We start from the raw sequence: 25,481 nt of genomic DNA, 5'->3' as shown, positions 1-25,481 counted from the left end.
TTTATTTGGTTACGGCGAGCTGATTGTCGAGGAACCACCGATAGGCCGAGCGGATTCCGTCTCGCAACGGGATTTGCGCTTTCCAGCCGAGACTGTTGATTCTCGCTACATCCACCAGCTTGCGGGGTGTCCCGTCCGGCTTAGAGGTGTTGTATGCAATGCCGCCCTCAAAGCCGACAATGTCCTTGACCAGCTCCGCCAGCTCTTTAATGGAAATATCCTCTCCCACTCCGATATTGACGATATCGCTGCCTTCGTACTGCTCCATCAAAAAGACGCAGGCGTTCGCCAAATCGTCCGCATGCAAAAATTCGCGTCTCGGCGTGCCCGTTCCCCAAATTTCTACGGCAGGCAGCCCCTGCTCCTTCGCTTCATGAAATTTCCGGATCAACGCCGGAAGCACATGGGATTTTTCCAGATCGAAATTGTCGTTGGGGCCGTACAAATTCGTCGGCATCGCCGATATGTAGCGGGTTCCGTATTGACGGTTGTATGATTGGCACATTTTGATGCCGGCGATTTTGGCGATGGCGTAAGGCTCGTTGGTCGGCTCCAGTTCGCCGGTCAGCAAATATTCTTCCTTGAGCGGCTGGGGAGCCAGCTTCGGATAAATGCAAGTCGAACCGAGGAACAGCAGCTTCTGCACGCTCGTCTGGTACGATACATCGATCACATTGGTCTGAATCAGCAAATTATCGCGAATAAAATCGGCCGGATACTCGTTGTTCGCCACGATGCCCCCGACCTTGGCCGCCGCAAGAAACACATATTCGATTCTTTCTTTCAGGAAAAAGCTCAGCACGTCGTCAAAATTGCGCAAGTCCAGCTCGGCGCTCGTGCGCGTTACCAGATTGGCAAAGCCTTTGGCCTGCAAGCTTCTTAAAATCGCCGAGCCCACCAAACCGCGGTGGCCGGCCACATATATGTTGGCATTTAGTTCCATACGGCACCTCATATCTCTTCCAAATTAAAAAGCGTCTTTGGAGCCAAGCAAAACGGCAAACGTCTTAACGATAATTTTCAGATCGTTCCTTACGCTGCGGTTCATAATGTACTCCAGATCGAGCTCGACCATTTCCTCGAAGCCGATGTTGCTTCTCCCGCTTACCTGCCAGAGGCCCGTGCAGCCCGGCGTAACGAGCAGGCGCAGATTGTCGTAAGCCGTATATTCCGCCACTTCTCTGGGCAGCGGAGGTCTGGGCCCGACCAGGCTCATCTCGCCTTTCAGCACGTTCCACAGTTGGGGAAGCTCGTCGATGCTCGTTTTGCGGATGAATCTGCCGATTCTCGTTACCCGCGGATCGTTTTTCATTTTAAACATAGCTCCGCTCACTTCGTTTTTGGCCAAAAGGTCTGCGAGCAGCTCCTCCGCGTTGCTGACCATGGAGCGAAACTTGAACATATAAAATTCCTTGCCGTCTTTCCCCACCCGAATCTGCTTGAAAAATACAGGGCCCTTGCGGTCCTCGATCTTGATCAACGCGCCGACGAAGAAAAATACCGGGATCAGAAAAATAATTCCCCCCAGCGACAGCACAATATCCGCAGTCCTTTTGACAAACAAGTACAAGGATAAATCTTTCTCGATAGTAATTGTCGAATGAGCAGCTTGATATTGGCTTCTCCGGGCAGCAACATCTACATCAGACAGATTCATAACTCATACCCCTTATCTAGCATAAGTATTGGTTCGATTCACCATTTGCTCCAGAGCGGCCAGAAGCGGCTCCCGCAGCTCGCTGTTCATCAGCGCATAATCCAGAGTAGTCAGGATAAAGCCCAGTTTTTCCCCCACATCATAGCGTGTGCCTTCAAAATTGTAGGCATAGACCTGCTCAAGCTCGTTCAGCCTCTGAATCGCATCGGTCAATTGAATTTCGCCGCCGGCTCCCACCTCTTGTTTATCCAAAAAGTTGAATATTTCCGGCGTCAGGATATATCTGCCCATAATCGCCATATTCGACGGGGCCATCAGCTTGCTCGGCTTTTCGACAAAATTGCTCACTTGATACAGTCTGCTGCCGAGCGATTCGGCAGGATCAATGACGCCATACCGGTGAACTTCTTCGTCCGGCACGCTTTGAACCCCGATCACCGAACGGCCCGTTATTTCATATTGATGAATCAACTGCAGGAGGCACGGTGTTTCAGCTTTTACGATATCGTCGCCGAGGAGCACGGCAAACGGCTCGTTGCCGATAAACTTACGCGCGCACCATACGGCGTGGCCTAAACCGCGGGGCTCTTTTTGCCTGATGTAATGAATGTCCACCATTTTCGCCGATCGCTGTACCTGCTCCAGCAGTTCCAGTTTGTTTTTTTCGAGTAATTTTTGCTCCAGCTCGAAGGCATTGTCGAAGTGGTCTTCAATCGCCCGCTTTCCTTTCCCAGTTACAATGATGATGTCTTCAATCCCCGATTCGACTGCTTCTTCAACAATGTACTGGATCGTCGGTTTATCTACGATAGGCAGCATTTCTTTGGGCATTGCTTTCGTTGCCGGGAGAAATCGTGTACCGAGTCCTGCAGCTGGGATAATTGCCTTCTTCACTTGTTTCATACGGTTACCTCCATTTTCTGAATTCTGCTCCTACGCCTCTTTCTGTCTAAAATAAAAGTGTTAGGTATTCCGTCTTAAGAAGCTATCGTTTCATAAAACAGAATAACTAGCACTTTTACTTGGGGCATTCAACCCTTCCTCACATCACACCACCGACGATATACGTCTAAGGTGCTCGCACACCCACAGCATGATCGAGTGCCTGCAGTGATAAAGGTGCAGCAGACTTTACCTAATCCTTTATTTACTTGTCGGTCGCACCGTAATAATAGTAGTAAGGCGTATCGTCGTTCTTCAGATTCGGCTTGTTGTTCAGCACGACGCCGAGCACGTTCGCTTTCACATTGTCCAACTGCTGCAGCGACCGTCTGGCAAGCTGCCGCTTCACTTTGCCGGATTGAACCACAAGAATGACTCCGTCGCACAATGTGGCGAGTATTTGCGAATCCGTCACCGCAAGCAGCGGAGGGGAATCGAAAAAGATCAGATCGAACTCCGCTTCCAACTGTTGGAGCAGCAGGCTCATTTTTTGGGAAGCGAGCAGCTCCGAAGGATTGGGCGGAACCGGCCCGGAAGGAAAAAAGGACAGATTCGGTATATCCGTTGCCGTGACGACTTCCTCCATCGTGCATTGATTCGCCAAAACATTGGTAAGGCCCATCCGGTTGGATTTGAGAAAATAATGATGAAGTGTCGGTTTACGCAAGTCAGCGTCGATCACGAGAACCTTTTTGCCTTCCTGAGCATAAGCTACAGCGAGATTGGTAATCGTCGTCGATTTTCCTTCTTTCGGCTGGGAGGACGTCACCAGAATTCGACGTATTTCCTTATCTACCGAGGAAAAGGTAATATTGGTGCGAAGCGTACGGTACGCTTCCGAGATGTACGACTTCGGATTCGTATTGGTAATAAGCGGGATGCCCTTTTTATTGGTTGACGTTGACATACTTTGCATCCCCCACTACTCTTTGTTTTTTGGCCGAATAGCCTTTGACTACATCTTTGGGCTTGATTTTCGTAATAACGCCAAGCGTCGGAATGCCAAGATAATTCTCAACATCTTTTTCCGTCTTAATGGTATCGTCCATATATTCCAGCAAAAAGGCGATTCCAATGGAAACCAGCAAAGAGATCAGGAAACTGATGGCGATATTGGTAGTCGGATTCGGGCTTACGGGGGCGGTCCGGTCGGATTCTTTGGCACGATTCAGAATCGTAACGTTATCGACCTTCATAATGGAGGAAATTTCGCTTTGGAAGACCTCCGATATTGCATTGACAATGCGCACGGCTTGCTTCTGAGATTGGTCCTGCACGGAGATGGTCATCACTTGCGTTTCGTTCACGGAGCTGACTTTCACTTTGTTGATCAAAGCTTCCGATGACAGCTTGATTTCGGGGTATCTTTCCACGACTCTATCCATAATTGCGGGCGTTTTTATGATTTCCTTATAAGTGTTCACCAGCTTGATGTCGACGCTTACGGTCCCATAATCAAACGCTTCTTTTCCTTTGCTGTCCTCGGACTTGTTGACGATCAGCTTGGCGCTTGCCGAATACACCGGTTGCATGAAGTAGTAGCTTATGATTCCTGCGATCAGCGTGCTGGCCAGCACGATGCTGAAAATAATCCACAGCCTTTTGCGAAATATTCTTACATACTCTTTCAGTTCTAGTTCCATCTGGACCTCCAGCCTAAACGATTTTCTACATCAGCTGCATTTTCTATGTTACATTTTGTATCTATGACTCTACTTTAAGATACGTTTTGTATAGTGTCAAGTGATTTTCAAAAATTTTCATTTGTTTACAAGCCAATTAGTCAAAATAACAAGATACATTTTGTATCTGAATTATTTTAAAAATGGCTCGAATGCGGCCGTAAAAAGCGCAGCCAATCTCTCTTTATCCGCCCTGCGGAAAAGATCCGTATCGTTTCATCGCGGATCAGCAGGCCGGCATTTTCCACAAGATGCCCGACGTGTTTTTCGCCCAGGCTGGAATTTAAATAAGCATATGCCCTGGCAAGGGTGCACGGTCTCGATCCCATATTGTGGGCATCGGAAGCAATGACATGCGCGACCTGCTCCTTGCATAGGTCAAATGCAAATCTTTGAATCTTCTTGCCGAACAAACCTGACAACGATTGGGAAGTGACCTGGCATAGAACTCCCTGGCTCACCAGCGAGCCCAGCTCCCGCGGCTGTTTCAAAAAAACCGCGTTGCGTTCCGGGTGCGCGATCACCGGCGTAATCTCCATCAGCTGCAGCTCAAACAGCATCTCCTGAAAATAGGCGGGCACGCTCTGCGAAGGGAATTCGATTAACAAATACCGCGACCCGTTCAATGTGCGGATAAGGCCGGCGGATAAATCGTTCAACAATCCCGGATAGACCCGGACTTCCTGGCCGGCGAGTATATTCACCGCTATGCCTCTGAGCTGGAGTTCCCGATTGAGCGCATCTACTGCATGATCGATATCTACCGCCGCATTATCATATTTGCCGTTCGCATGGTGGGGGGTTGCTACAATCGTATGTATGCCCTGCCGCTGCGCCTCCCTGGCCATCTCAATGGCGTCATCCGTCTGATCGGCGCCGTCGTCAAGCCCCGGCAAAATGTGACAATGGGTGTCGATAAGCATAAAGTTCCCCCTTTCGCTAACCTAGTAAATTGATCGTATGACGCTGGGCGTCGGGAGAATCCTGGTTAACATAGCTGCGCATCGCTTGAAACAAAATGTATTGCAGCTTCCCGTAAACGAACAGAGATTCCAGCAGCGAACTCCGCGCTTTTTCGCCGTCCAGCCAGGCGGCTTCATACTCATAACCGCCCGCTTCGCCGGCTGCGGCGACCAATACGCCCTCTGCCGAATGGCGGTTGTCACCATGAAATTGGAACCGCCATACGACTTGCCCGCCGACAGGCAGCTTAAGGTCCGAGCGGAATCTGATGCCATCGGCATCTGCGGACAACAGCTCGATCGGAGCTATTTTGGAATCCATCCGCCGCCCGTTGAGACTGGCGATTTGCATAACCCCTTGCATGCGGGGGGCGAACCCGATTCTATAATTTTGCGCGGTGCTTCTTGCCATGGACATTTTTCATCTTCCTTTCATAAACAGGCAAAAGTGAACTAAACATAGATACGATATGTATCATGCAATATATACAAAATCAATATTTTAGGTTTTCCTAACTTACATACACTGGTATAATAGGTCTTACACAATGGTAATAATGGTTACTATTATTCTTATCGAAATGTGAGGAACTTACATTATGACAAAGTATGGGGACAGGATTGCCTTTTTGCGCGAGAAAAATGCGCTTACCCAAGAAGAATTGGCCCATAAATTGGGGATCTCCAGAGCGGCCCTATCTCACTACGAGACTTCTCGAAGAGAACCGGATTACGATACGATCGATAAAATCGCATCTTTCTTTCACGTCTCTATAGATTATTTGTTAGGAAGAACGAATAAATCGGACAGTGTGCTTGATCAGGATGTGCGGGAATTTGTCGACCAGCTGGAGTTATCGGACGATGCGATTCTTGAGAAGTTTTCGCTAACCGTGGACGGAAATAAATTGACACCCGAGGAAGCAAAGCGATTTATTGCTTTTGTGAGGGCTGAGCGTTCTCTAAGGTAACGAGTTTATCGTCCTCGCTGCTTATAAACGCTTCTTCTTTCAAACCAAGCTGCGCTAACACCTTCAATATGTCAAGCGTGATGGGAGTTTCTTCTTTCATGTAAGAACCTCTTTTCCAACCGTTTTTAGAATCATATTATGTGCAGCACTTTTCTCTTATGTACCTAATTTATGATACATCTTGTATCGTGTCAAGAACATTTTCGAAGATATATTTCCCTTTTTCTGGCAAATACTACGCCATCAGGGTCGGTTTTCTTTTTTTCTTTTTGTTTCGACAGATACAATATGTATCATATTTTCGATACATCTTCGTCAGCTGCTTGCTTTTGCCAACATGCGGATGCGCCCCCGCTTCTGCGGTTCCCGTTCCCTCACCTGTTCGCGCTGGGAAAGTGTGCATAATACCGTTAGAATAACCCCGTAAGACAAGCATTTATAGCTGGGTTGAAAAAACATGCCGATGCTTACCGGTACGATGGACGCCAGAATGACCGGCAGGCGGCTCATGGACAAAGACCTTGCCGTATGACGCAAAATCCACGCCATATACAAAATGAATGTTATAAGTCCAATGACCCCCGATTTGAGCATATAGTAGGTAATGACGGAATGGGTATAGGACACTTTATCCATGTAGATCGGATCAAAAAACAGCCCTCCCCAGCCTCTCCCCAGGAAAAATGCGGAGGGGTCTCTTACGACTTCCGAAAAAATCGTGAACATTTCATCCGTTTTTCCGTTGGCGCCGTATTCGCTTTGCTTCGCTTGCAGCAGCTCCAGGGAGCTTGTAATCTGGTCGTGCGCGATGACGTACACGGCGGCGAACACGATTACGACCAGAACGAATTTGGCCAAGGATTGCCGCGCCATGCCGAGTGAATAGAGAATAAAGCAGACTGCGGCAAGACCGATCGGCGCACGTTGGGCCACCGCCAATAATGAGCCCAGGGCCAGGACTCCTCCCGCAATCATCGCAATGCTGCCGAGCATGCGGGCCGGGCTGGACATTTTCCACATTTGAATCGCCGTCAGCGGCAGGAAAATACCGGCAAAGATGACGCTGGGATCGTACGGGAAGTAAAGGAGATAGTCGGAAAAGTACATCCGGCCGATGTCCAGCAGGCTGACTCCTGCTTTTATATAGAAGCGAATTGCGAAAATCACGCCTGTCATCGAAATGAGCCACGGCAGAATCGCTCCGAAATTGTGTTTCGACTTGTTTATAACCGGAAGCAGGAACAACGGCATATACAAATAAACGAACGGAATCAGATCGCGAATGATATCTCTTAAACCGTTGCCCTTCAGCACGGCTCCGTTAAACAGCTCCCACCACAGCAGGAAGAAGAAAAGAATGTGCAGCCACGCCGGGAAGCTCCTGTACGGCTCCATCCCGCGAAAGGAACCGGCGGCGATCAGCGTACCGACCGGAATGCGGACAAACAGCAGCAGGAACAAGGCGATGACGGCTTCAAACAAGCCGGGATTTTTCGGAAACGGGGAGCTGAGCGTCGCGTAGATCACAAGTGCAAGAGCTATGTACAAGCCGCTTTTGACGGATGCGGTCATAGCGCTTTGTCCTTATTGGCGCTGTTCATGCTGTACATTTTGATGCCCACCTGCCAGTAATACATCGACCGCGCCAGCGCGTAGTGGAACCCCGCTTTTCCGTCAAGCACGCCCAGCTTCAGACAGTAGGAATGCAGGAAGGCGAACACCCACTTCATCGGCATCTTGTTGAAAATCTTTTTTTGCAGCCTGCGGATTGCGATCTGGGATTCGTTCAGGTTCGAGAAGAGGCCTTTGTTGCGGACAACCGCTTCCCAATCGGAATACCGGTTGTGCTTGGCAAAGTAATCGAACAAAGAATCATGGTCAAAGTGGATCAGATGCTTGCTCAGCACTTCCGTCCTGCCGTTGATCTGCGGCTGATAATGCCCTTCCACCTCCCACATATTCGATGCGTCCAAATCGTCGTAATCCAGAAATCTGCCCTTGTTGCGGTTGAAAAGAATCAATTTGTACATGCGATGTCCGAACTTCAGCACTTTATCCATAAAAATATAGTCGTAGCCGGCAAAATAGCCGTCGCTCTGCGGCTGGTTGAGGAACAACCTGCGAATTTCCTCCTCGGCTTCGGGAGTGACGATTTCATCCGCGTCCACATAGATGACCCAATCGTGCTTGAAGGGCAGGTTCTCCAGGCACCACTGTTTTTTCTTCGGATATTTGCCGTCCCAAGTGAAGTTGACGAGGATGGCCCCCATTTCGTTTACGATCTCCGCCGTTCGGTCCGTACTGTTGGAATCCACAACAAATACTTCTTCAAACGCTTTGACACCTTCCAAACATCGGCGGATTCGTTTTTCCTCGTTCTTGGTCATAATGATGACGGAGACCGGTATGGCTTCTCTCTTCATATACTGCTGCTCCTCTAAACACAATTTTATGTTTCAGTTCGCGTTTGTCGCGCTGCGCGTTCTTCTTTGGTCCCAATAAGACCTCGCTTCGCTAAGCAGCAGCGGAAAATCCGGATGAATCACGATTCCCAGCTTCTTTCTCGTCCAAACCCACATCAATACGTTTTGCACGCCGAGCCCGGCAAACATGACCGCCGCCAAACCGACCGCACCCGAATATGCGGCGGCGGCGACGCTGGCGATGACAGTCGCGATGCTCGTTATCAGCGTAATGTTCATCAGCGTCTTCTGATGGCCGGCCAGTGTCAGCAGCAGCCCGTTCGCTCCGCCGCATACATTCGCGACTCGGCCGAGACTGAGCAGAATCAGAATCCAGTATCCCTTCTCATAGAAGGAGCCGAAGATGACGCCCAGAATCCACGACCCCAGCAGTAAAAACAGGATCATGATCGCAGCGGCCGGCAGCAGCGAGATGGCGGTAACGATCCGGCCGAGCTTCTGCAATTGTGGAAGCGTTTCCTTCGTATTCATGGTGACGATGAGCGAGGGCAAAACCGAATTGCTTACGATTTCACAGAGCGCGACCAGCGCAATCAGCCGGGTGGCGGCGCCATACACCGCAACTTCGTCGGCACCCCGAAAAACGCCCAAAATCCAAATATCCGACGAAGTGAGAAAAAACAGGGTGACCGCCGATACCATGATGGGAAGCGAAATCGCAAACATCCGGCGCGCTTCCGCGGCAAGCGGGGCGGACGAACGCTGCCCCTGATCCGCCCGCAGGCGGCGGAGCTTCTTGAATAAAGCCGCCGCAGACACGGCGATGCTCAGCGCAATCGAGAGGTTGACCAGCAGGAGAACATCCGAGAGATTCGGCCGTCCGGTAACAAAAAATACGGATAAAGCGGCAACCAGCAGCAGATTGGACAGCAGGCCGCCGAAAACCGTGGCGAGCCGGATGTCGTCCAGCCCCCGGAAGCTTTCCGCCAGCAGCTGCTGGAACATGTTGCACAAAATCCACAATGCAACGAGGACATTCATCTGTTCCAAAAGCGGAGAATGGAACAAATTGAGATTAAAGAAGTGCTGAAAGCTTATGTACAGGACGAATACGGCCGCACCGCTCAGCAGCGCGATGCCGATCGCCAGTTGAACCGCCCGCCGCATGTCCCGGTACCGCGCAAGCCGGTTATTTTCGGCCAAAAACCTGACAATGCTCTGGTTCAGGCCGAGCATCCCGACGATGCTTCCGAAAAAAGCGATATTGAAAGCAATAAAATACGTTCCCAGCTCTTGCGGCCCGAGCAGCCTGGACAGCATCGCATTGATCAGCAGGCTCGCCGCAGCGAACACCAGCTTGCCCGCCAGCGCCCAACCTCCGCCCGACAGTACTTTATTCACCAGCGTCTTCTTGTCCATATCAAGAACCTGCCGCCACAGTCGGCTTATTGGGCTTGCTTTGTCCCGGTTTGAACGAATCCCGGTTCCGGTCTTTCCTGCTGAATTTTGGAATCAGTACGGCGCCCGAGACCCCGAACACCTTGAGCACGTCTTCTTCCGATTTGATCGTCGTATCGAAGTATTCGACCGCATTCACCGCGCCGATCAGCAAGACGAGGGAGGCAAACCAGGCCACAAGCGCAGCCGCCAGAGGATTCAGGCTGACTGGACCCGCATTGTCCGAATCAGCGGCGGTATTCAGAATGACGACATTATCCACCTTCATGATCGACGGCACTTCCGCTACAAACACTTTCGATACGGCATTGACGATGTGGGCCGCTTTTTCATAAGAGGTGTCCCGGTAGGCGACGGTAATGATCTGCGTGTTATCCTCCGATGTCACCGAAAGACGCTTGCCTAATTCGGTCTGCGACATTCCGATATCGGGATACTGCTCAAGAACTTTGCCCAAAATCGCAGGGTTCAAAATAATTCTTTTGTACGTTGCAATAAGCCCCTTGTTTGCCATAATCAAATCGTATGAAACCAATCCGCCCGCCGCTTCGTTCGTTTTATTCACGACCAGATCGCTCTTGGCTTCGAACTTGGGCGGCATGTAGTTAAAGGAATAAAAGGCGGCTGCTCCCGTAATTAAAAGATTGAAGGCGATGATGATCCATAGCCTCTTTTTGATGACCCGAAAAAAATCCTTTAATTCCATACAAATCCCTCCGCAATTCCGCTGCGCTGTCTAACTGAACTATTTTTTATTGATTTTATTGATGGCTACTCCGACGATTTGTATGTTTAACCGGTCGAACGTCTCTTTCAATTGTTCCATAACTTCGGCTTTCACTTTTCCATGCTCGATGACAAGCAGGACTCCGTCGCTTTTGGCGGCGATCATCATAGTTTCGGGCATAACATAAGCTGACGATGTGTCGATTATAATTTTGTCGTACAGTTCTCTGTAGCTGTGGATGATTGAGGTGTAGGAGTTGCTGGAGAGTAAATCGGAGGGATTGTTCTGAGCAAACCCTGCGGTAAGTACGAACAGATTCGGAATATGAGTGCTTTGCGCCGGATCCTGGACGTCGTCCTTCGCGGATAAAAGTCCGCTCAGGCCCGTGTGATTTTGCGCCAGAAAAATGTCCTGCAGCGAAGGGTTGCGAAATGCCGCATCGATAAGCAGCACCCTCTGTTCCGCCTGCGCAAAGGCAACTGCAAGATTGACAGCCGTCGTCGTCTTCCCTTCCCCAGGATACGAAGAGGTGACTGAGATCACCTTAAGCTTTTCCGGTTCATCATACAAATCGATGTTCGTGCGGAGCGTGCGGTAAGCTTCTGAAATTCGTGACCTTGGACTCACATCGATCATGATAGGCTGCTTATTTGTTTTTTGCGCCATGCAAACACCTCTCAACAGTTTAGATACGATTTGTATCTTCGTTCCATAGGTCTAATTTATGATACAAAATGGATCTTGTCAAGGTTTTAGTTTGTGAAAATAGGAAAATCCGATACAAATCGTCTCGAAACTATATAGGTACATGGTTGGATATTTTTTACATTAAATAGGACTTTTCCTTATAAAGTGAAAAGCCCTATTCCTTTCGTTTGTTGGGACGCTTACCCTTTTGCCGCCTTCATGGCCACATATTGAATATCTTTGCTGTCGATCACGCCGTCCGGCTTCAAATCGAACTGCTCGTCAAATCCGGGCTGGCCTCTCTTCAAGCCGTTCTTTTGCGAAATCAGGAACAAATCGTTCAGCGTCACCTTTCCGTCATGATCGAAATCCCCTCCGCCAACCGTCAAAAGGAACGAGGAGGCGGCGACGTTTTGCCGGCGGCCCCGGCTGTCCGCGAACTCGGAGTCAGGCTGCAGGACGATCGGCGTTTGACCATTTTTGAGCGCTATGAAGCTCAGTGTAATCAAGCCGACATTGCCGTTCTTGCCCGGCACTGCGCCGAGCTGCACACCCGTCAGCTTCACCAGGCCTGCGGTCGAAGTGTCTTTGCCGAACACCGCGCTGACGTTCTCACTGCCGAATTCGCCGCTGTATTCGATCTTCGTCAGCTTCAGCTGAGCCGTATCGTACTGCAGTTTCAGCAGGAACGCGTACAAATCTTTGGCATCGCTCGCACGCAGCTGGATGCTGAACGTCGAACCGACCTCGGCGATATCCGAAGCCGAAGCAAAAGCGACCGCAGCCGAGGAAGGCGGCACATTGGCGGAAGTCGTCACACTTTTGCCCGGATTGCCGACGCTGGCGTTGCCCGCCGCATCCCTTGCAGTCACCGAGAACGTATACGTTGTTTGCGGAGCCAAACCTGCCGCCGTATAGCTGTAGACGGAACCTGACACCGAGTCGATCATTTGGCCGTCGCGATAAATGTCGTACCGGCTCACGCCGACGTTGTCCTGCGCCTGCGGCCATTGCAGCCTGGCGCTGTTATAAGTCACGTCAGTGACTGTGAGCTGCGCCCCTGCCGGCCATACCGGAGGTGCGGCATCGCTATCGGCGAGCTTGATTTGCAGCACGGAATTGCCCATTGTTTTGTACCATTTGCCGTTTACAATTTTCGTCTTTCCTTTGGACGAGCCCGCGAAATAAGAAGTAGTGTCGCCTGCAGGCTTGATATACAATTTGTCGGCATGCGTAAATGTAAAGGTGCCGTCCGAACCCAACTTGTCAACCAGCGGGTTGCTGGAAAAATAATAAGTCGCCTGCGTCACCGAACCGTCCGGAGACTGCAAATAAATTTGCTGCGCTCCCCCGGCCGGCTGCTTCGTGAAAGCGATCCAGCCCTGATTGACCTCGTAGCTGACAGGCGACGAATAGCTGCTGAGCTCCTGGGAAGCGCCGCCGCGGTCTTTTTTATAAATGCCGTTGGTGCTTCCCCGGGTGTATACGACCGTATTTCCGTCCCATTTTGGGGCGCGGCTGTCGTAGTTCGGCTCCTGCGCAACCGTTTCGATTAAACCGTCCGCATAGTAGCGGTATATGTTGGTCCGGCTGGAGCCGTTCAGCGTGCCGGTGAAAACGAATTCGCCGTTGGGCGCCAGCACGGAATTGCGGTCTATGAGCGCATTTTGCAGGACCTCGCCGGTAGCCAAATTGATCCGGCCCGTAGGCACGAGGGCGTAATTGCCGGATATTTGTATATAATTGGTGTAACTCTCACAGCAGTAATTGCGGAATTTAATGCCCGTATCCTTCAGCACGTTGTTCGTCCACATGTAAATACGCGCCTCCGGAACGGAAGAATCGTTCAGCCACAAAATAGCACCGCCGGGAATAAGTTTTGCTTCCTGCAAAGATACGAGGCTCTGATATGCCCGAACTAGCGTATTTCCGCCGGTTGAGCGATTTTTGACATACAGGCCCATATCGGAACCTGTGTACAGCAGCCGGCTTTCGTCAAAATCGATAACCCGGCCCTCCGCCTCATCGGCTACGGCCAGCCTGTCGCTCGACTCCACATACAACATGCTCGTTGAGCTGACTCTGACAACCGGGCGTCCCTCGGAGTAAAATCCATCGGAGACGTCGACCATCAGCCGAAGAGACTTGCCCGCATAGCTAGAAACATCGACCGTCTGATCGAGAACTCCCGCTCCCGTACCTGTCCAAATCGTTTTGAAATCCCCTTCGCTGACCAGACTCGCCTTGATATCAGGAATCGAACGATCATCGACCGTTGTCACCAAAATGCGGGCAGAATTGGCTGTAATGACGAACTGATCGGCAGGTTTGACGGACACCTCCGGTTTAGAGTCATAAACGAACTCGATGCTTGCCTGTCCAGTCTGATTCATTTGGTCGGTCGCCGTGACGGTCAGAGTTTGATTTCCTTTTTCAAGACCTTCCACGGAAAGAACGCCTTTCCAGGTGCAGTCCCTGTACTGGCACACTTTTTGCAAAGCAGCCTCCCTGTCCTTCACTTTGGCAATGACGGTTTTCATTTCATATTCCGACGTCACCCTTACGGAAACATCCAAAAATTTGTCGTAAGGATACCCTGCTGCCGACGGATATTCGAACGACACGCTAACTCCCCCTGCGGCATGGGCATATCCCGCTAAGCAGACCACCGCCGCCAACATCAGCAACAAACCAAGCAAACTCTTCTTCATCCTGCTTTCACCCCTTCTTTCCCGGATAAAATTTGAACGGTTTCATAAGTGCGCAGCAGTTCTCTCCCCTTCGTACGACGGCTTTTTCTTTAGTGAAACGTCCTTGGGGTGCGATTGTAGTTCTAAAATGATACATTTCGTATCGTTTTAGACGCAATTCTTCTCACCTTACATCCTTTTCGATATCATTCGCGAAAATCCTTCCGGAATACAGGAAATTTAAACATAATTTGTAACAAATAAAGCTCACAACAAGGTAATAACTACCGTGTTGTGAGCTTTATTTTATCTTTGAGGATGATTCGTGTTCTGCTCATTAATAAACGTATTTATATTTTCATTAGCGATGCCTTCCTGGTCTAGCAATTCCTTTAAACGCTGCCTATGAAGCTCGCCGAGACCGTATAACAGGTACCCTTCATTTTTCGCCTTTTTAATATGCTGGAACATCGAGAAATCTCTTGCCTTCTCAGCCTTCATCATCGGTGATTCCCCGTCCGTACTGTAATCCTTACTCGCAAGATGCCATTTTTCTTTGAAGGAAGCTTTGTCTTTCTCAGGCGCAGACTCCTGCTCTTGCTGTATTTTCTCTTCAACATAGGCTGTCAGATCTCGATAAAAAGATTGGAACAAAGCACTGCTGCCTTCTTTCCTCATCTCTGCCGTGACTGCGGCATCCGCGCTTTCCCGCGACGAAATAGCTGCAGCGGTTTGATCCCACATCTCTTTATGGAGCATATAAGTTTGAAAGAGATCGGATTCTTCGTCTGCACTTGAAGCAAAATGAATAGCCATTACCAAATAAGTTAATTCCGTAGTCGTTCCTAGAAGCTGATAGTTTTTTTCATCCACACTAACTCCACTTACTACCCTTAATATTTTCGGATAAAAGCTTTCGGCCCTGTGACTTCTCTCTCCTTCGGCCCCTTTAAACTTTTCATTGATTACTTCGTCCCGTCCTCGCATATCATTCGTTAAGTCGGGGTTGCTTCCAGCCTCGGCCGGATATTCGGTGAAGCCTTCATGCATATATTTATCGGTACCTACTGCTGCTGTTATATCTGAAAGATTAAGTGCCGCATGCTCTTCGCCAAGCACAAGCAGCTTATTAGGGAGACGAATCCAAGTGCCTTTCTTACTAACATAACCTATCTTATCAGTTGATTTACCCGCATACTGTTTCATCTCATCTTTACTATTAAAATATCGGGATGGAAAATCTTTCAGCATGTTACTAACATTTCGCTCACCCTCACCCAAACGACCGTGACTGGTTTTCGTTTTGTGTCTGAAACCACTGAAGACTCTATTTTTGATGTACACTTTTCTTTGTACAGAAGGAGTTGAAGCTGATTGATTTACTGGCTGCTGTATCGGTGTCTCCGATTTCTCAGCAGACCTGCCGGCATTTTGCTTGAAAAGCTCACCAACAGCGCGATTGCCAATCGTACGCTGCAGCTGTAACAATTGACGTGAATTCATCGAATTCACGTTCATCGGTCGTTGTACCATTACATCAGCAGATAATTGAAGACCGCGCGACTGCATCTCAACCGTTTCCGGCGCGTTCGCATTAGCAGTTTTAGTGGAACCGTCAGGTCTCCTGGCTTGATGATTAATCTGCATATGTACCTCTTTCAATTGAATTGATGATGTTCATAAGAACCAAACAGAATACGCTCCGGAAACACCGATCTTAATAGCTTCATTGTAAAACAGTTCATATGACTAGACAAGAACTTTCCCTCTTCCTCCATGCGGCCCGCTCCTCGAAATGAAAACAAAAAGAACGGCTGCTTTGTCAGCCGTTCTAAAGGGGAATTGTCCCATAAGTTTTTTAACACTCAAAATTGTGTCATGTCCCGGTACGCTGCTGAAATAGCGCGTGCTCCCAGTCTTTTTCCCTTTCCAGCTGCCACAACCGCCAATAATAGCCTTTGCGCTTCAGCAGTTCCTGGTGAGTGCCTCTTTCGCACGCCGAGCCGTCCTGCAGCACGATGATTTCATCCATGCGTTCAACCAGACCGGACAATTTATGCGTGATCCACAAAACCGCTTTATCTTTCAGCAAAGCGTCCATGTTGTCGACGAACGCTTTTTCGGTCAGCGCGTCCAGCCCTGCGGCCGGTTCGTCGAACAGCACGGCCGGAGCCTGCCGCAGCAAAGCCCGCGCGAGAGCGAGACGCTGACGCTCGCCGCCGGACAAGCGGTCTCCCAGCTCGCCGATGACCGTATCGTAGCCGTCCGGCAGCGCCGCAAGCGTCTCGTCGATTAACGCAAGCCGCGCCGCGGCCCGCATCTCCTCCTCCGACGCCTCCGGCCGGCCGAGCTTCAAATTCGCGGCGGCGGACGCGTTGAACAGCTGCACCTTTTGCGAAACAACCGCAAATTCGCAGCGGACTGCCTCCTCCGGCAAACCTCTCAGCTCTTGCCCGTTGATCGTTACGGATCCTTCCGTATACGGACGCATCCGCAGCAGCACTTGCAGCAGCGTGCTTTTGCCCGCTCCGCTCTCGCCGACAACCGCGACGCTTTTGCCCTGCCGCAGCGTCAAAGACAAGCCGCGAACCGCATAAGGCTCCCGCGGGCCGTAGCGGAATGAGAGATCGCGGATGCGCGCCTCCCAGCCGCCGGCCGACCGCTCCGGCCCGGTCCCCGCAGCCGCGGGCGCGGCCGCAGGCTCGGCCTGGCGGCACTCGTCCGCCAGGCGGAACAGCCTGTCGGCCGACGACATCGTCTGGCCGATGTGCTGGAACGCCGCAGGCAGCGCCATGACCGGCTCGAAGCAGGCCAGCGCCATCATCGCGAGCGCCGGAATGGCGAGCCCTTCAAGCCGCCCCGCGCCGGCGAGATAAACCGCGGCCAGCAGGACCAGCCACATCCCAAGATGCGCAGCCCCAAGCATGGTTCCGGCGGCATAAGCGCCCAGCCTGTTCTGGGCCGCCTGAAAGGCGTTCGACCGCTCCTGAATGTCGCCGATCCGGGCCAGCCGGTCGCTCATCCGGCCGAACAACGTCAATTCCTTCATGCCGGCGATCAAATCCGCCATTTCCGCATTCATACCGGCCCGCGCCTGCACGACGCCTTCCCCGTGCCGCCTTCCGAGGCGGGCGCAAATCCAAGGGATGCCAATTCCGGCCGCAACCATCATCCCGCCCAAGATGCAGGCCAGCCTCAGATCGTGAGCGGCCATCACCGCAAAGCCGAGCAGCCCTGTCAGCGAAGCGACAAGCGGCGGAGCGAGCACGCGCAAATATAAATTTTGCAGCTGCTCCACATCGCCGGTAATCGCGTTCAGCACATCGCCGCTGCGCCGGCTTTCCAGCAGCGCCGCTCCCCGCGGCTCCAGGCTTTCATACAGCCAGACGCGGACGCGGTGCAAAACCCTGAAAGTGAGATCGTGGGAAACGAGTCGCTCCAAATACCGCAGCACTCCCCTGGCGATGCCGAAAAACCGGACGCCTACGATCAGCGTCCAAAGCATCAGCACCGATTCGGGGCGAAGCGCCGACCGGGCGATCAAATAGCCGGACGTCCCCATCAGCCCGATGTTAGCCGCCACCGTCGCAAAGCCGAGCAGCGCCGCCAGCGCCGTCCGTCCTTTATACGGACGGACAAACGCCAGCATGCGGCGGAAGGTGCCCCTGCGGGCCCCGGCCCCGGCAGCGCCGCTGCCCTGTCCGTCCGGCGCTGCCGCCTCAGCGGCGCCGGCCCATCGACCGGGTGCCGCGCCAGGCGCCGCAGCCTCCGGCCCGGCGTCCCCGCCATCGGCAGCGCCGCCAGTGCTGCCGCCACCCGCGCCCGCATGAATCATGCGGGCGTACAGCCCGCCGGCGGCCAGCAGCTCGGTCGGCCGGCCCATCTCCGCGATGCGCCCGCCGTCAAGCACGATGATGCGGTCCGCACCCTGCACCGTGTCCAGCCGGTGCGCCACCGTAACGGACATGCGGCCCTGCAGCAATGCATCGAGCCCCTTCCTGACGGCGGCTTCATGAACAAGGCCGACGCCCGACGTCGGCTCATCCAAAAGCAGCAGCGGCGCGCGTTTCAGCAGCGCGCGCGCAATCGCAAGGCGCTGCACCTGTCCGCCGGACAGGCGGACGGAATCGCCGACCGCCGTCTCCAGCCCTTGCGGGAGGCGGTCTATAAAATCAACGCCTGCCGCGCGGAGCGCCGCGGCAATCTCGGCATCCCCAGCCCCGGGGCTGCCCAAAGTCACGTTGTCCCCGAGTGTGCCGTGGTACAACCGGGGGTTCTGAGCGACGCCGGACAGCCGGCTGCGCCACCAATCCATCGACAGCTCCGCCATGTCGATGCCGTCGATCAAAATGCGCCCCGACGTCGGCCGGACGAAGCCCTGCAGCAAATCGAGCAGGGTGCTTTTGCCCGCTCCCGTCGGCCCGACAACCGCAATCCGTTCACCCGGCTCCAGCGTGAACGTAATATTCGCAAGCGCCGGCTCCGCGGCATCCGGATACGACACGCCGACCGCTTGAAACTCGATCCGGTGCCCCCGCGGATTCTCGGTGCCCCGCTTCGCCCCCGGACGCTCGACAAAACCCGGCGGCTCCGTCTCCAAAATGTCCATGATGCGCGCCGCAGCGGACATTCCGTTCGTGCTGGCATGGAACTGGGTTCCCAGCGTCCGAACCGGCGCATAAAACTCCGGCGTCAACAGCAGCACCAGAAAAGCATGCTCAAAGCCGATTTCCCCGGCAATAAGCCGCAAGCCCAGGAAAACGGCAACGACAGCCGTACTGAGCGTGGCGAACAACTCCATGACGAATGCCGACAAAAAGGCCAGCCGCAGCGTGCCCATCGTCGTCTGGCGGTAATCTTCGCTGATGCGGGCGATAATTTCGATTTGCGCCCGGCTGCGGTTGAACATTTTTAACGTAGGCAGGCCGCGCAGCACATCCAGAAAATGCCCGCTGAGCAGGCCAAGCGTCTTGAACTGCTTGCGGGCCTTCGATTTGGCGGTCAGGCCGACCAAAATCATAAACAGCACAAGCAGCGGAAGCGTAACGGCCAGCACGATGGCCGAGATCCAGTCCAGCCCCGCCACGACGCAAAATACCGCGGCCGGAATCAGCATGGACAAGGCGACCTGCGGCAAATAACGGGCCAGATACGCTTCAAGCTGCTCGACGCCTTCATATGCCGTCCCGATCAGCTCGCCGCTGCGCTCGCCTTTGGCGTAGTTCGGCCCCAGCTCCGAGAGCTTGCGCAGCAGCCGCCCGCGCAGGTCGCTTTTGATCCGCAGCGCCATGCGGGCGGATACTTGCTCGCCCGCCGCCTGGACGACCGCTCTGAGCGCGATCAGGCCGAGCAGAATGCCGAATGCGGGAAGCAGCCCCTGAAGGCCGAGCCCGCCGAGAAAAGCTCTGTCCGCAATCCGGGCGATACCCGCCGCCTCCAAAATAATGAGCATCCCGCCCGCCACGCCGAGCGCGATACAGACCGCGAACAGCGCGCGGGTTCCCTGCACTTTGGCAAACAACCGGCTCATCATGTCAGTACTCCAAATGGTCCTTGACGCTGACCCGCTTGCGGAATACCCAGTACGTCCACGCCTGATAGGCGATGACGATCGGAACCGTCGTAAGCGCGATAATCGTCATTACTTTTAGCGTGTACTCGTTGGAGGCCGTATTGTAAATCGTCAGCGTCCATTCCGGGTTGAGCGAGGAAATCATCACCCTTGGGAACAGCGACATGAACACAGTCACGGTAGATAGGGCGATCGTGAGGCCGGTCATAATGAACGCCCAGCCGTCGCGGCCCGCCTTCAGGAAGAAATGAACGGACAGCAGCGCCATGCCGGCGGTCAGCGGCACCATGCCCGGGATGATCCCGTCGCGCGTGAACATATCCGTCTCCACGTAGCTGAGCACAACGAACAGCAGAAGCGCCGCACTCGTCCAGGCGCCGACCCGGTTCGCAAAACGTCGGGCGCGATCGCGCAGCTCCCCTTCCGTTTTGAGCGACAGAAACAGCGCTCCGTGCAGCAAAAACAACAGCACGATGCTGACACCGGCCATTACCGAATACAGCGAAATCAAATCCCAGAACGAACCTACGAAATTCGTATTGGCATCGATCGGCACGCCTTTCATCAAATTGGCCAGCGCGACGCCCCACAGCAGCGGAGGCAGCAAACTGCCGCCGAAAAGGATCCAGTCCCACATCGTTCTCCACTTCGGATTTTCCAGTTTGCTGCGAAACTCGAACGCCACTCCTCTTCCGATCAGCGCCAGCAGCATCAAAAACAAAGCCATATAAAATCCGCTGAACAAGCTCGCGTACCAGCCCGGAAACGCCGCGAACATCGCGCCGCCGGCCGTGATCAGCCACACCTCGTTGCCGTCCCAGACCGGGCCGATCGTATTGATCAGAACGCGCCGCTCCACATCGGACTTGCCGAGGAAAGGCGTCAGCATGCCGACGCCGAAATCAAAACCTTCCAAGAAGAAAAACCCGACAAACAGCACGGCGATTAAAACAAACCATAAAATTTCCAGCATATGTTGACGTTCGCCTCACTTTCCTTTTTTCACTGCGCCTCCGCCAATTCTAGAGATAAGAGACGGCTCCCTTTTTCGGGCTAACCTGCTTATGCTTAAGCTGCGACTCGTCGTCGGCGCCCTTGCGCACGAAATGAACGACAAGATACACGAACGCCGCAGCCAAAAGTCCGTACACGAGCGTAAAACCGATCAGCGAAGTCGCTACCATGCCTGTGGAAACGAGCGGCGATACGCCGTCCTCCGTTTTTTGCAAGCCGAAGACGAGCCATGGCTGGCGCCCTACCTCGGTCATGATCCAGCCTGCCGAATTGGCGATATAGGGCAGCGAAATGGCGGGTATCATCCATTTCAGGTAGATGGCGCTTCCGGCCAGCCGATTGCGCAGCGCCGCATAAGTGCCGAACATGCTGAGCAAAATCATCAGCACCCCGGCGGCAACCATGATACGGAAGCTCCAGAAGGTCGTTCTGACCGGCGGGATGTAGTTGCCCGGGCCGTACTGGGCTTCATATTTTTTTTGCAGCTCGTTCATGCCGGGCACGCTTCCGTGCAGTTTATTATAGGAAAGAATGCTCAGCGCATAAGGAATTTCAAGCTGATACTTGTTTTCCTTTTTGGCAGGGTCGATGAAGGCGAAAACCGTCCACGGAGCGCTGTCTCCCGTCGTTTCCCACAATGCTTCCGAAGCGGCCATCTTCATCGGCTGGGATTTCATCAGATGCTGCGCCTGCTCGTGCCCTGCGACGGCCGTCAAAAAGCTGGCTATAAGCGCAACCACGATTCCGATCGTAAAAGAAGATTGAAACAGCTCCGTTTGATGCTTGCGCAGTATTTTGTATGCGCTGATGCCGGTCACGAACAATGCCCCGGTCGCAAGCGCCCCGTAAACAACGTGCGGGAACTCGACCCACAACTGCGGATTGCCCAACAGCGCAAAGAAATCCGTCATCTCCGCGCGCCCGTTCCGAATCGCATAGCCGACCGGCTCCTGCATGAACGAGTTGGCGCTTAGAATCCAAAGCGCGGACAGCGTCGTGCCGATGGCGACAAGCCAAATGGAAGCCAGGTGCACTTTTTTGGGCAGCCGGTCCCAGCCGAAAATCCAGATGCCGAGAAATGTCGATTCGAGGAAAAACGATACGAGAGCCTCCACTGCGAGCGGCCCGCCAAAAACGGCCCCGACAAACCGGGAATAATCCGCCCAGTTCATGCCGAACTGAAATTCCTGCATAATCCCCGTCACGACGCCGACCGCGAAATTGAGGAGAAACAATTTGCCCCAAAATTTGGCCATCATTTTGTATTTGTCATCATGTTTCACTACGTACAGCGTCTGCATAAAAGCGATCAAAAACGCGAGCCCGATCGATAGCGGGACGAAAAAAAAGTGATAAACCGTCGTTATTGCAAACTGCCATCTGCTCCAATCCAAAGCGTCCAAAATAACGCCCCCCTTTCTTATGATCATGATTATAGGGAGGATTCGGACGCATTCATGTGACGAAAATCACAATATAAAGCCGATTTATGGCAAAAAAGGCACATCCCTAGCACAAAAACAAAAAAGACCCCATGGACCTAGATCCATGGAGTCATTCTGCTGCGTCCGTATTCATTTTGAACAGCGTACCGCCCACTGCTTTGTACCACGAGCCGTGCAGCCATTTGGTCATTCCGCCGCCGTAGCCCAAATCGATCGATGCCGCTTGACCTGGCGCAATCAGAAACAATTGCTTGTCGAACGTGTAGGTTAGCGTGCCGTCAGGAGCCAGCTTGTCGATCTTCGGTCGGTCCACGTCCACTGGCAGGTAAGTTGCCTGCGTCACTGAGCCTGAAGGCGACTGCACATAAATTTGCCGGGTCCCATCCCCCGACTGCTTCGTAAAAGCGATCCAGCCCTGCGCGATTTCGTAATCGGCGCGGGGATAGACGTACGTGCCTTGCGGCGCAGCCGGCCCAAGCTCGGTGATGACGCCGTCCCGCTTCTTCAGCAGCTTGCCGCCTTCCCCGATGAAGACGATCGTGCGCCCGTCCCATACCGGATTATAGCTGGCACGCTCCCGGTGCGGAATGATGAGGCTGCTTTGCCCCTGCGCATGGCGGTAAATCTGCGTCAGTTCGTCTCCCCGGGCCGTTCCCGAGTAAACGAACTCGCCGTTTATGTTCAAGCTGGCGCCGTAGGCGGACGTGCCTTGAAGGGGATATTTCCACGCTTCGCCGGTCGCTGAATCGATCCAGTCAACCCGGTGCGTACCCGGCCGCAGCACATAGCTGCCCGCGACCTGGAGCCTGTCGCCGCCGTCGCAGCACGTTTCAAAATAGTTCAGCCCCGTGTCCGCCGCCGAGCCGTCTTTCCAGAGCAGCGTATGAGCGTAGCCGTCCCCGTACAGTCCCGCGGTGAACACGGCGCCTGACGGAGTAAGCTTTGCGCCTATTTTATCGGGCTTCGCGTATACAACCGTATCGGGACCGCCCTCGCCATCCAGCAAATGGAGCCTTTTATCATAAGCTGTATACAGGATCCGGTTTTCGTCGAAATCGTCGATGACGCCCGGAACTTGCCGCAGCTTGACCAGCCGCAGGCCATTGTCCGCATACAAAGTATGATAAAGGGTTCTAACTCCGCCGCCCGCCGCATCCGATACCTCGGCTTGCAAATAAACGATCCGGTTCCGATAAGCGGAGATATCGAAATCGCGTTCTACACGCCCCTGCCCCTCCGCTTCCGCAAAAAGATGATTGTTCTCATCCAGCAGCATCAGCTTCACTTGCGCGCCGGCCTCGCCGGGAGGCGCCGCTGCAGCGGCATGCAGCAAATCGGCGGTGATGACCGATTGGTCCGCAGGCTCCAAATAGACGTCCGTCCGGGGAACATCCGCGGAGAACGTGGTTAAAGGAAACAGCATCAGCCATGCCAAACTCCATAGTACCGTAATCCTTCGCTTTTTCATCAGCGGTTGGACACCTGCCTATCGAATATGATACATTTTGTATCATATCATACATGATGTGTGAAGTCACACGAATGTAAGCGGCATCATTTGGCTAATCAGCCTCTCGCCGTTTGCTGCTCGTTCCCGATTCCGATATATTTCAACGTGACCGAAGGCGCAGAGTGATTGAACAGATCGCGGAGAACGGATATGTTCTTCGTCTTTTGATAGTAGTGATAGCCGAACGTTTTGCGCAAAGTGTGTGTGCCGATATCGTCCAGCCCCGCCTGCTTCGCCGCTTCGTTCAAAATTCGGTATACGCGAATGCGTTTAATCGGCCTTCCCGTTCGCTGGGACGGAAAGAGAAAATCCTCGTCGCTCATATAAGCGATGTACTCGTTGATCTTCTCGGAAAGCTGCTGCTGGATGACGAACGTTTTTTCCTTGCGGGTTTTCTCTTCCCGGATCGTTACTCTGCTCTTGCCCTTCAAGTCCTTGACCTTCAAAGTCAGCAGGTCGTTCAGATGCAGGCCCGAATTAATGCCTATAGTGAACAACAACCAATCGCGCATCGACTGTCTTTTCAAAATTTCTTGAATCTCTTCAATCTTCTCGTGATCTCGTATAGGTTGAACGATTTGCATATCAGCTTCACTCCTTTGCTTTAGTTAACCGCGGTCTCAGGAAAACAGCTTTTCAACGATTTCCTTGACCTTTGCCATGTCGGGCAGCCAGTAATACAATTGGGCATGGACCAACGGGTCTTCATTGTATCCGCTTTGGCCGGGAATTTGCGCGTATTGAAAGTCGGACTCTTTCATGCCTTCCAGCATCCATGCCAAGCTTATGATATCGCTGTCATGAAAATTGGTGTCAATGATATCTTTTTTCATGGACGTGACAAGTTCGACTGTCTTTTTCATATTTTGGGGGGCAAGCGCTTCGGCTGCGATATTGCGCAGCACTTGATACTGTTCGTTTTGTCGTCCGAAGTCTCCGTCGGGGAAAGCCCAACGCTCTCTGACCAGGCTGAGCGCCATAGCGCCGTCCAATCTTTGTTTGCCTGCCGGCAAATCCTTTTGGGTACTGCGCAAATGCAGCTGCTTTGGCAAATCCACATCAACGCCGCCGACCGCATCGATAAAATGCTCGAATCCCTGAAAATTCGTTTTCACATAGTAATTAATCGGTATTTTCAAAAAATCGCTAACGGCCTGCATCGCCTCTTCCGTTCCTTGATGATTCCCCCCTTTCGCTTCGCCGACAGCGTGGGCATGATTGATTTTGGTATACCCCACATCGCGCAAATAGACCCGCGTGTCTCTAGGAAGCGACAGGACGTTCGCTTTCTTCTCGGAAGGCACGACATGTATAACCATAATGACATCCGTCCGCGAAATCTCGCTGCCCCTGGCATCGATGCCAAGCAGCAGGACATTGAATGCCGAAGCTTGCGGGGATGCGGGGTTCTGGCGATTATCCGTAGGGACCGCTTCCGCAGCGTCTCCCGCTGTTCCCACGGGTGTCGAAAGAACCGGCACTTCACTTTTCTGAAAATGGCGACCGGGCTCAAGCTCCCAGTATGCGCAGCTGCCCAACAACAAGGTACTGGCAATAGCAGAACTTAACGCGATAATCTTCCAGCGTTTCACATGCTGCACATCCTTGTTAGGTTTTGATACAAATTGTATCATTTGATTTGCGCAATTACAAGTTCCCGGGCTACGAAATTGTGTGAAAACTCACATTTTTAACTAAATACCTTAGTAACAACAAAAGACTGCCTTCTGCGGCAGCCCTG

General features: G+C 52.8%; 21 protein-coding genes. 1 reads left to right on the top strand and 20 read right to left on the bottom strand.

Annotated features, from left to right (window positions below; genetic code table 11):
• Window position 1: 1 nt before the first annotated feature.
• The 7 genes from fcl to AC3G2T_RS02130 all read right to left on the bottom strand — a co-directional run bounded on the left by fcl (window position 2) and on the right by AC3G2T_RS02130 (window position 5,661).
• Entirely contained in the window at window positions 2-943 is a 942-nt protein-coding gene (fcl, locus tag AC3G2T_RS02160) for a GDP-L-fucose synthase (protein WP_474684024.1), read from the bottom strand.
• A 24-nt stretch (window positions 944-967) separates the two neighbouring features.
• A complete protein-coding gene (locus tag AC3G2T_RS02155; protein WP_474684023.1) occupies window positions 968-1,657 on the bottom strand; it encodes a sugar transferase in 690 nt (229 codons plus the stop codon).
• A 12-nt stretch (window positions 1,658-1,669) separates the two neighbouring features.
• On the bottom strand, window positions 1,670-2,560 hold the full coding sequence (gene galU, locus AC3G2T_RS02150) for a UTP--glucose-1-phosphate uridylyltransferase GalU (protein WP_474684022.1): 891 nt from the start codon (window positions 2,558-2,560) through the stop codon (window positions 1,670-1,672).
• 244 nt (window positions 2,561-2,804) lie between these two features.
• Window positions 2,805-3,506: a CpsD/CapB family tyrosine-protein kinase gene (locus AC3G2T_RS02145; RefSeq protein ID WP_474684021.1), complete on the bottom strand. Its 702-nt coding sequence runs from the start codon at window positions 3,504-3,506 to the stop codon at window positions 2,805-2,807.
• Window positions 3,487-4,242 (bottom strand): YveK family protein, encoded by a 756-nt coding sequence (locus tag AC3G2T_RS02140; protein ID WP_474684020.1) that lies wholly within the window; start codon window positions 4,240-4,242, stop codon window positions 3,487-3,489. Before AC3G2T_RS02140 ends, AC3G2T_RS02145 begins: the two co-directional genes overlap by 20 nt.
• 176 nt (window positions 4,243-4,418) lie before the next feature.
• Window positions 4,419-5,204, bottom strand: coding sequence for a tyrosine-protein phosphatase (locus AC3G2T_RS02135; protein ID WP_488434363.1), 786 nt, complete (start codon window positions 5,202-5,204; stop codon window positions 4,419-4,421).
• 16 nt (window positions 5,205-5,220) lie between these two features.
• A complete protein-coding gene (locus AC3G2T_RS02130) occupies window positions 5,221-5,661 on the bottom strand; it encodes a hypothetical protein (protein ID WP_488434362.1) in 441 nt (146 codons plus the stop codon).
• 181 nt (window positions 5,662-5,842) lie between these two features.
• On the opposite strand from AC3G2T_RS02130, the gene AC3G2T_RS02125 reads away from it, so the two are divergent.
• A complete protein-coding gene (locus AC3G2T_RS02125; protein WP_488434361.1) occupies window positions 5,843-6,214 on the top strand; it encodes a helix-turn-helix domain-containing protein in 372 nt (123 codons plus the stop codon).
• A gap of 315 nt (window positions 6,215-6,529) precedes the next feature.
• On the opposite strand, the gene AC3G2T_RS02120 is transcribed toward AC3G2T_RS02125, so the two are convergent.
• From AC3G2T_RS02120 to AC3G2T_RS02060, 13 genes are all read right to left on the bottom strand, one after another.
• Window positions 6,530-7,786, bottom strand: a complete 1,257-nt coding sequence (locus AC3G2T_RS02120) for a hypothetical protein (RefSeq protein ID WP_488434360.1) — start codon at window positions 7,784-7,786, stop codon at window positions 6,530-6,532.
• The gene (locus tag AC3G2T_RS02115; protein WP_474684015.1) at window positions 7,783-8,637 is read right to left on the bottom strand and encodes a glycosyltransferase family 2 protein; all 855 of its coding nucleotides are present in this window, start codon (window positions 8,635-8,637) and stop codon (window positions 7,783-7,785) included. Before AC3G2T_RS02115 ends, AC3G2T_RS02120 begins: the two co-directional genes overlap by 4 nt.
• A gap of 33 nt (window positions 8,638-8,670) precedes the next feature.
• On the bottom strand, window positions 8,671-10,056 hold the full coding sequence (locus AC3G2T_RS02110; RefSeq protein ID WP_488434359.1) for an oligosaccharide flippase family protein: 1,386 nt from the start codon (window positions 10,054-10,056) through the stop codon (window positions 8,671-8,673).
• A 1-nt stretch (window position 10,057) separates the two neighbouring features.
• Complete coding sequence (locus tag AC3G2T_RS02105; RefSeq protein ID WP_488434358.1) at window positions 10,058-10,801, bottom strand: YveK family protein; 744 nt, start codon at window positions 10,799-10,801, stop codon at window positions 10,058-10,060.
• Between the two features lie 39 nt (window positions 10,802-10,840).
• Window positions 10,841-11,488, bottom strand: coding sequence for a CpsD/CapB family tyrosine-protein kinase (locus AC3G2T_RS02100; protein WP_488434357.1), 648 nt, complete (start codon window positions 11,486-11,488; stop codon window positions 10,841-10,843).
• 221 nt (window positions 11,489-11,709) lie between these two features.
• On the bottom strand, window positions 11,710-14,220 hold the full coding sequence (locus tag AC3G2T_RS02095) for a fibronectin type III domain-containing protein (protein ID WP_488434356.1): 2,511 nt from the start codon (window positions 14,218-14,220) through the stop codon (window positions 11,710-11,712).
• A 285-nt stretch (window positions 14,221-14,505) separates the two neighbouring features.
• Window positions 14,506-15,846, bottom strand: a complete 1,341-nt coding sequence (locus tag AC3G2T_RS02090) for a hypothetical protein (RefSeq protein WP_488434355.1) — start codon at window positions 15,844-15,846, stop codon at window positions 14,506-14,508.
• Between the two features lie 229 nt (window positions 15,847-16,075).
• Window positions 16,076-19,732 (bottom strand): thiol reductant ABC exporter subunit CydD, encoded by a 3,657-nt coding sequence (gene cydD / locus AC3G2T_RS02085; RefSeq protein WP_488434354.1) that lies wholly within the window; start codon window positions 19,730-19,732, stop codon window positions 16,076-16,078.
• Between the two features lies 1 nt (window position 19,733).
• Complete coding sequence (gene cydB, locus AC3G2T_RS02080; protein WP_474684008.1) at window positions 19,734-20,744, bottom strand: cytochrome d ubiquinol oxidase subunit II; 1,011 nt, start codon at window positions 20,742-20,744, stop codon at window positions 19,734-19,736.
• A gap of 49 nt (window positions 20,745-20,793) precedes the next feature.
• Window positions 20,794-22,188 carry a cytochrome ubiquinol oxidase subunit I gene (locus AC3G2T_RS02075; protein WP_488434353.1) on the bottom strand — a complete coding sequence of 465 codons (1,395 nt, stop codon included), beginning with the start codon at window positions 22,186-22,188 and terminating at the stop codon, window positions 20,794-20,796.
• 151 nt (window positions 22,189-22,339) lie between these two features.
• The gene (locus tag AC3G2T_RS02070) at window positions 22,340-23,698 is read right to left on the bottom strand and encodes a hypothetical protein (protein ID WP_488434352.1); all 1,359 of its coding nucleotides are present in this window, start codon (window positions 23,696-23,698) and stop codon (window positions 22,340-22,342) included.
• 98 nt (window positions 23,699-23,796) lie between these two features.
• On the bottom strand, window positions 23,797-24,324 hold the full coding sequence (locus AC3G2T_RS02065) for a tyrosine-type recombinase/integrase (RefSeq protein WP_474684005.1): 528 nt from the start codon (window positions 24,322-24,324) through the stop codon (window positions 23,797-23,799).
• A gap of 36 nt (window positions 24,325-24,360) precedes the next feature.
• Entirely contained in the window at window positions 24,361-25,332 is a 972-nt protein-coding gene (locus AC3G2T_RS02060) for an LCP family protein (protein ID WP_488434351.1), read from the bottom strand.
• Between the last annotated feature and the right edge of the window lie 149 nt (window positions 25,333-25,481).

The organism is Paenibacillus sp. sgz302191 (genome assembly GCF_057749925.1).
This window is presented reverse-complemented; position numbering and strand designations above follow the sequence as displayed.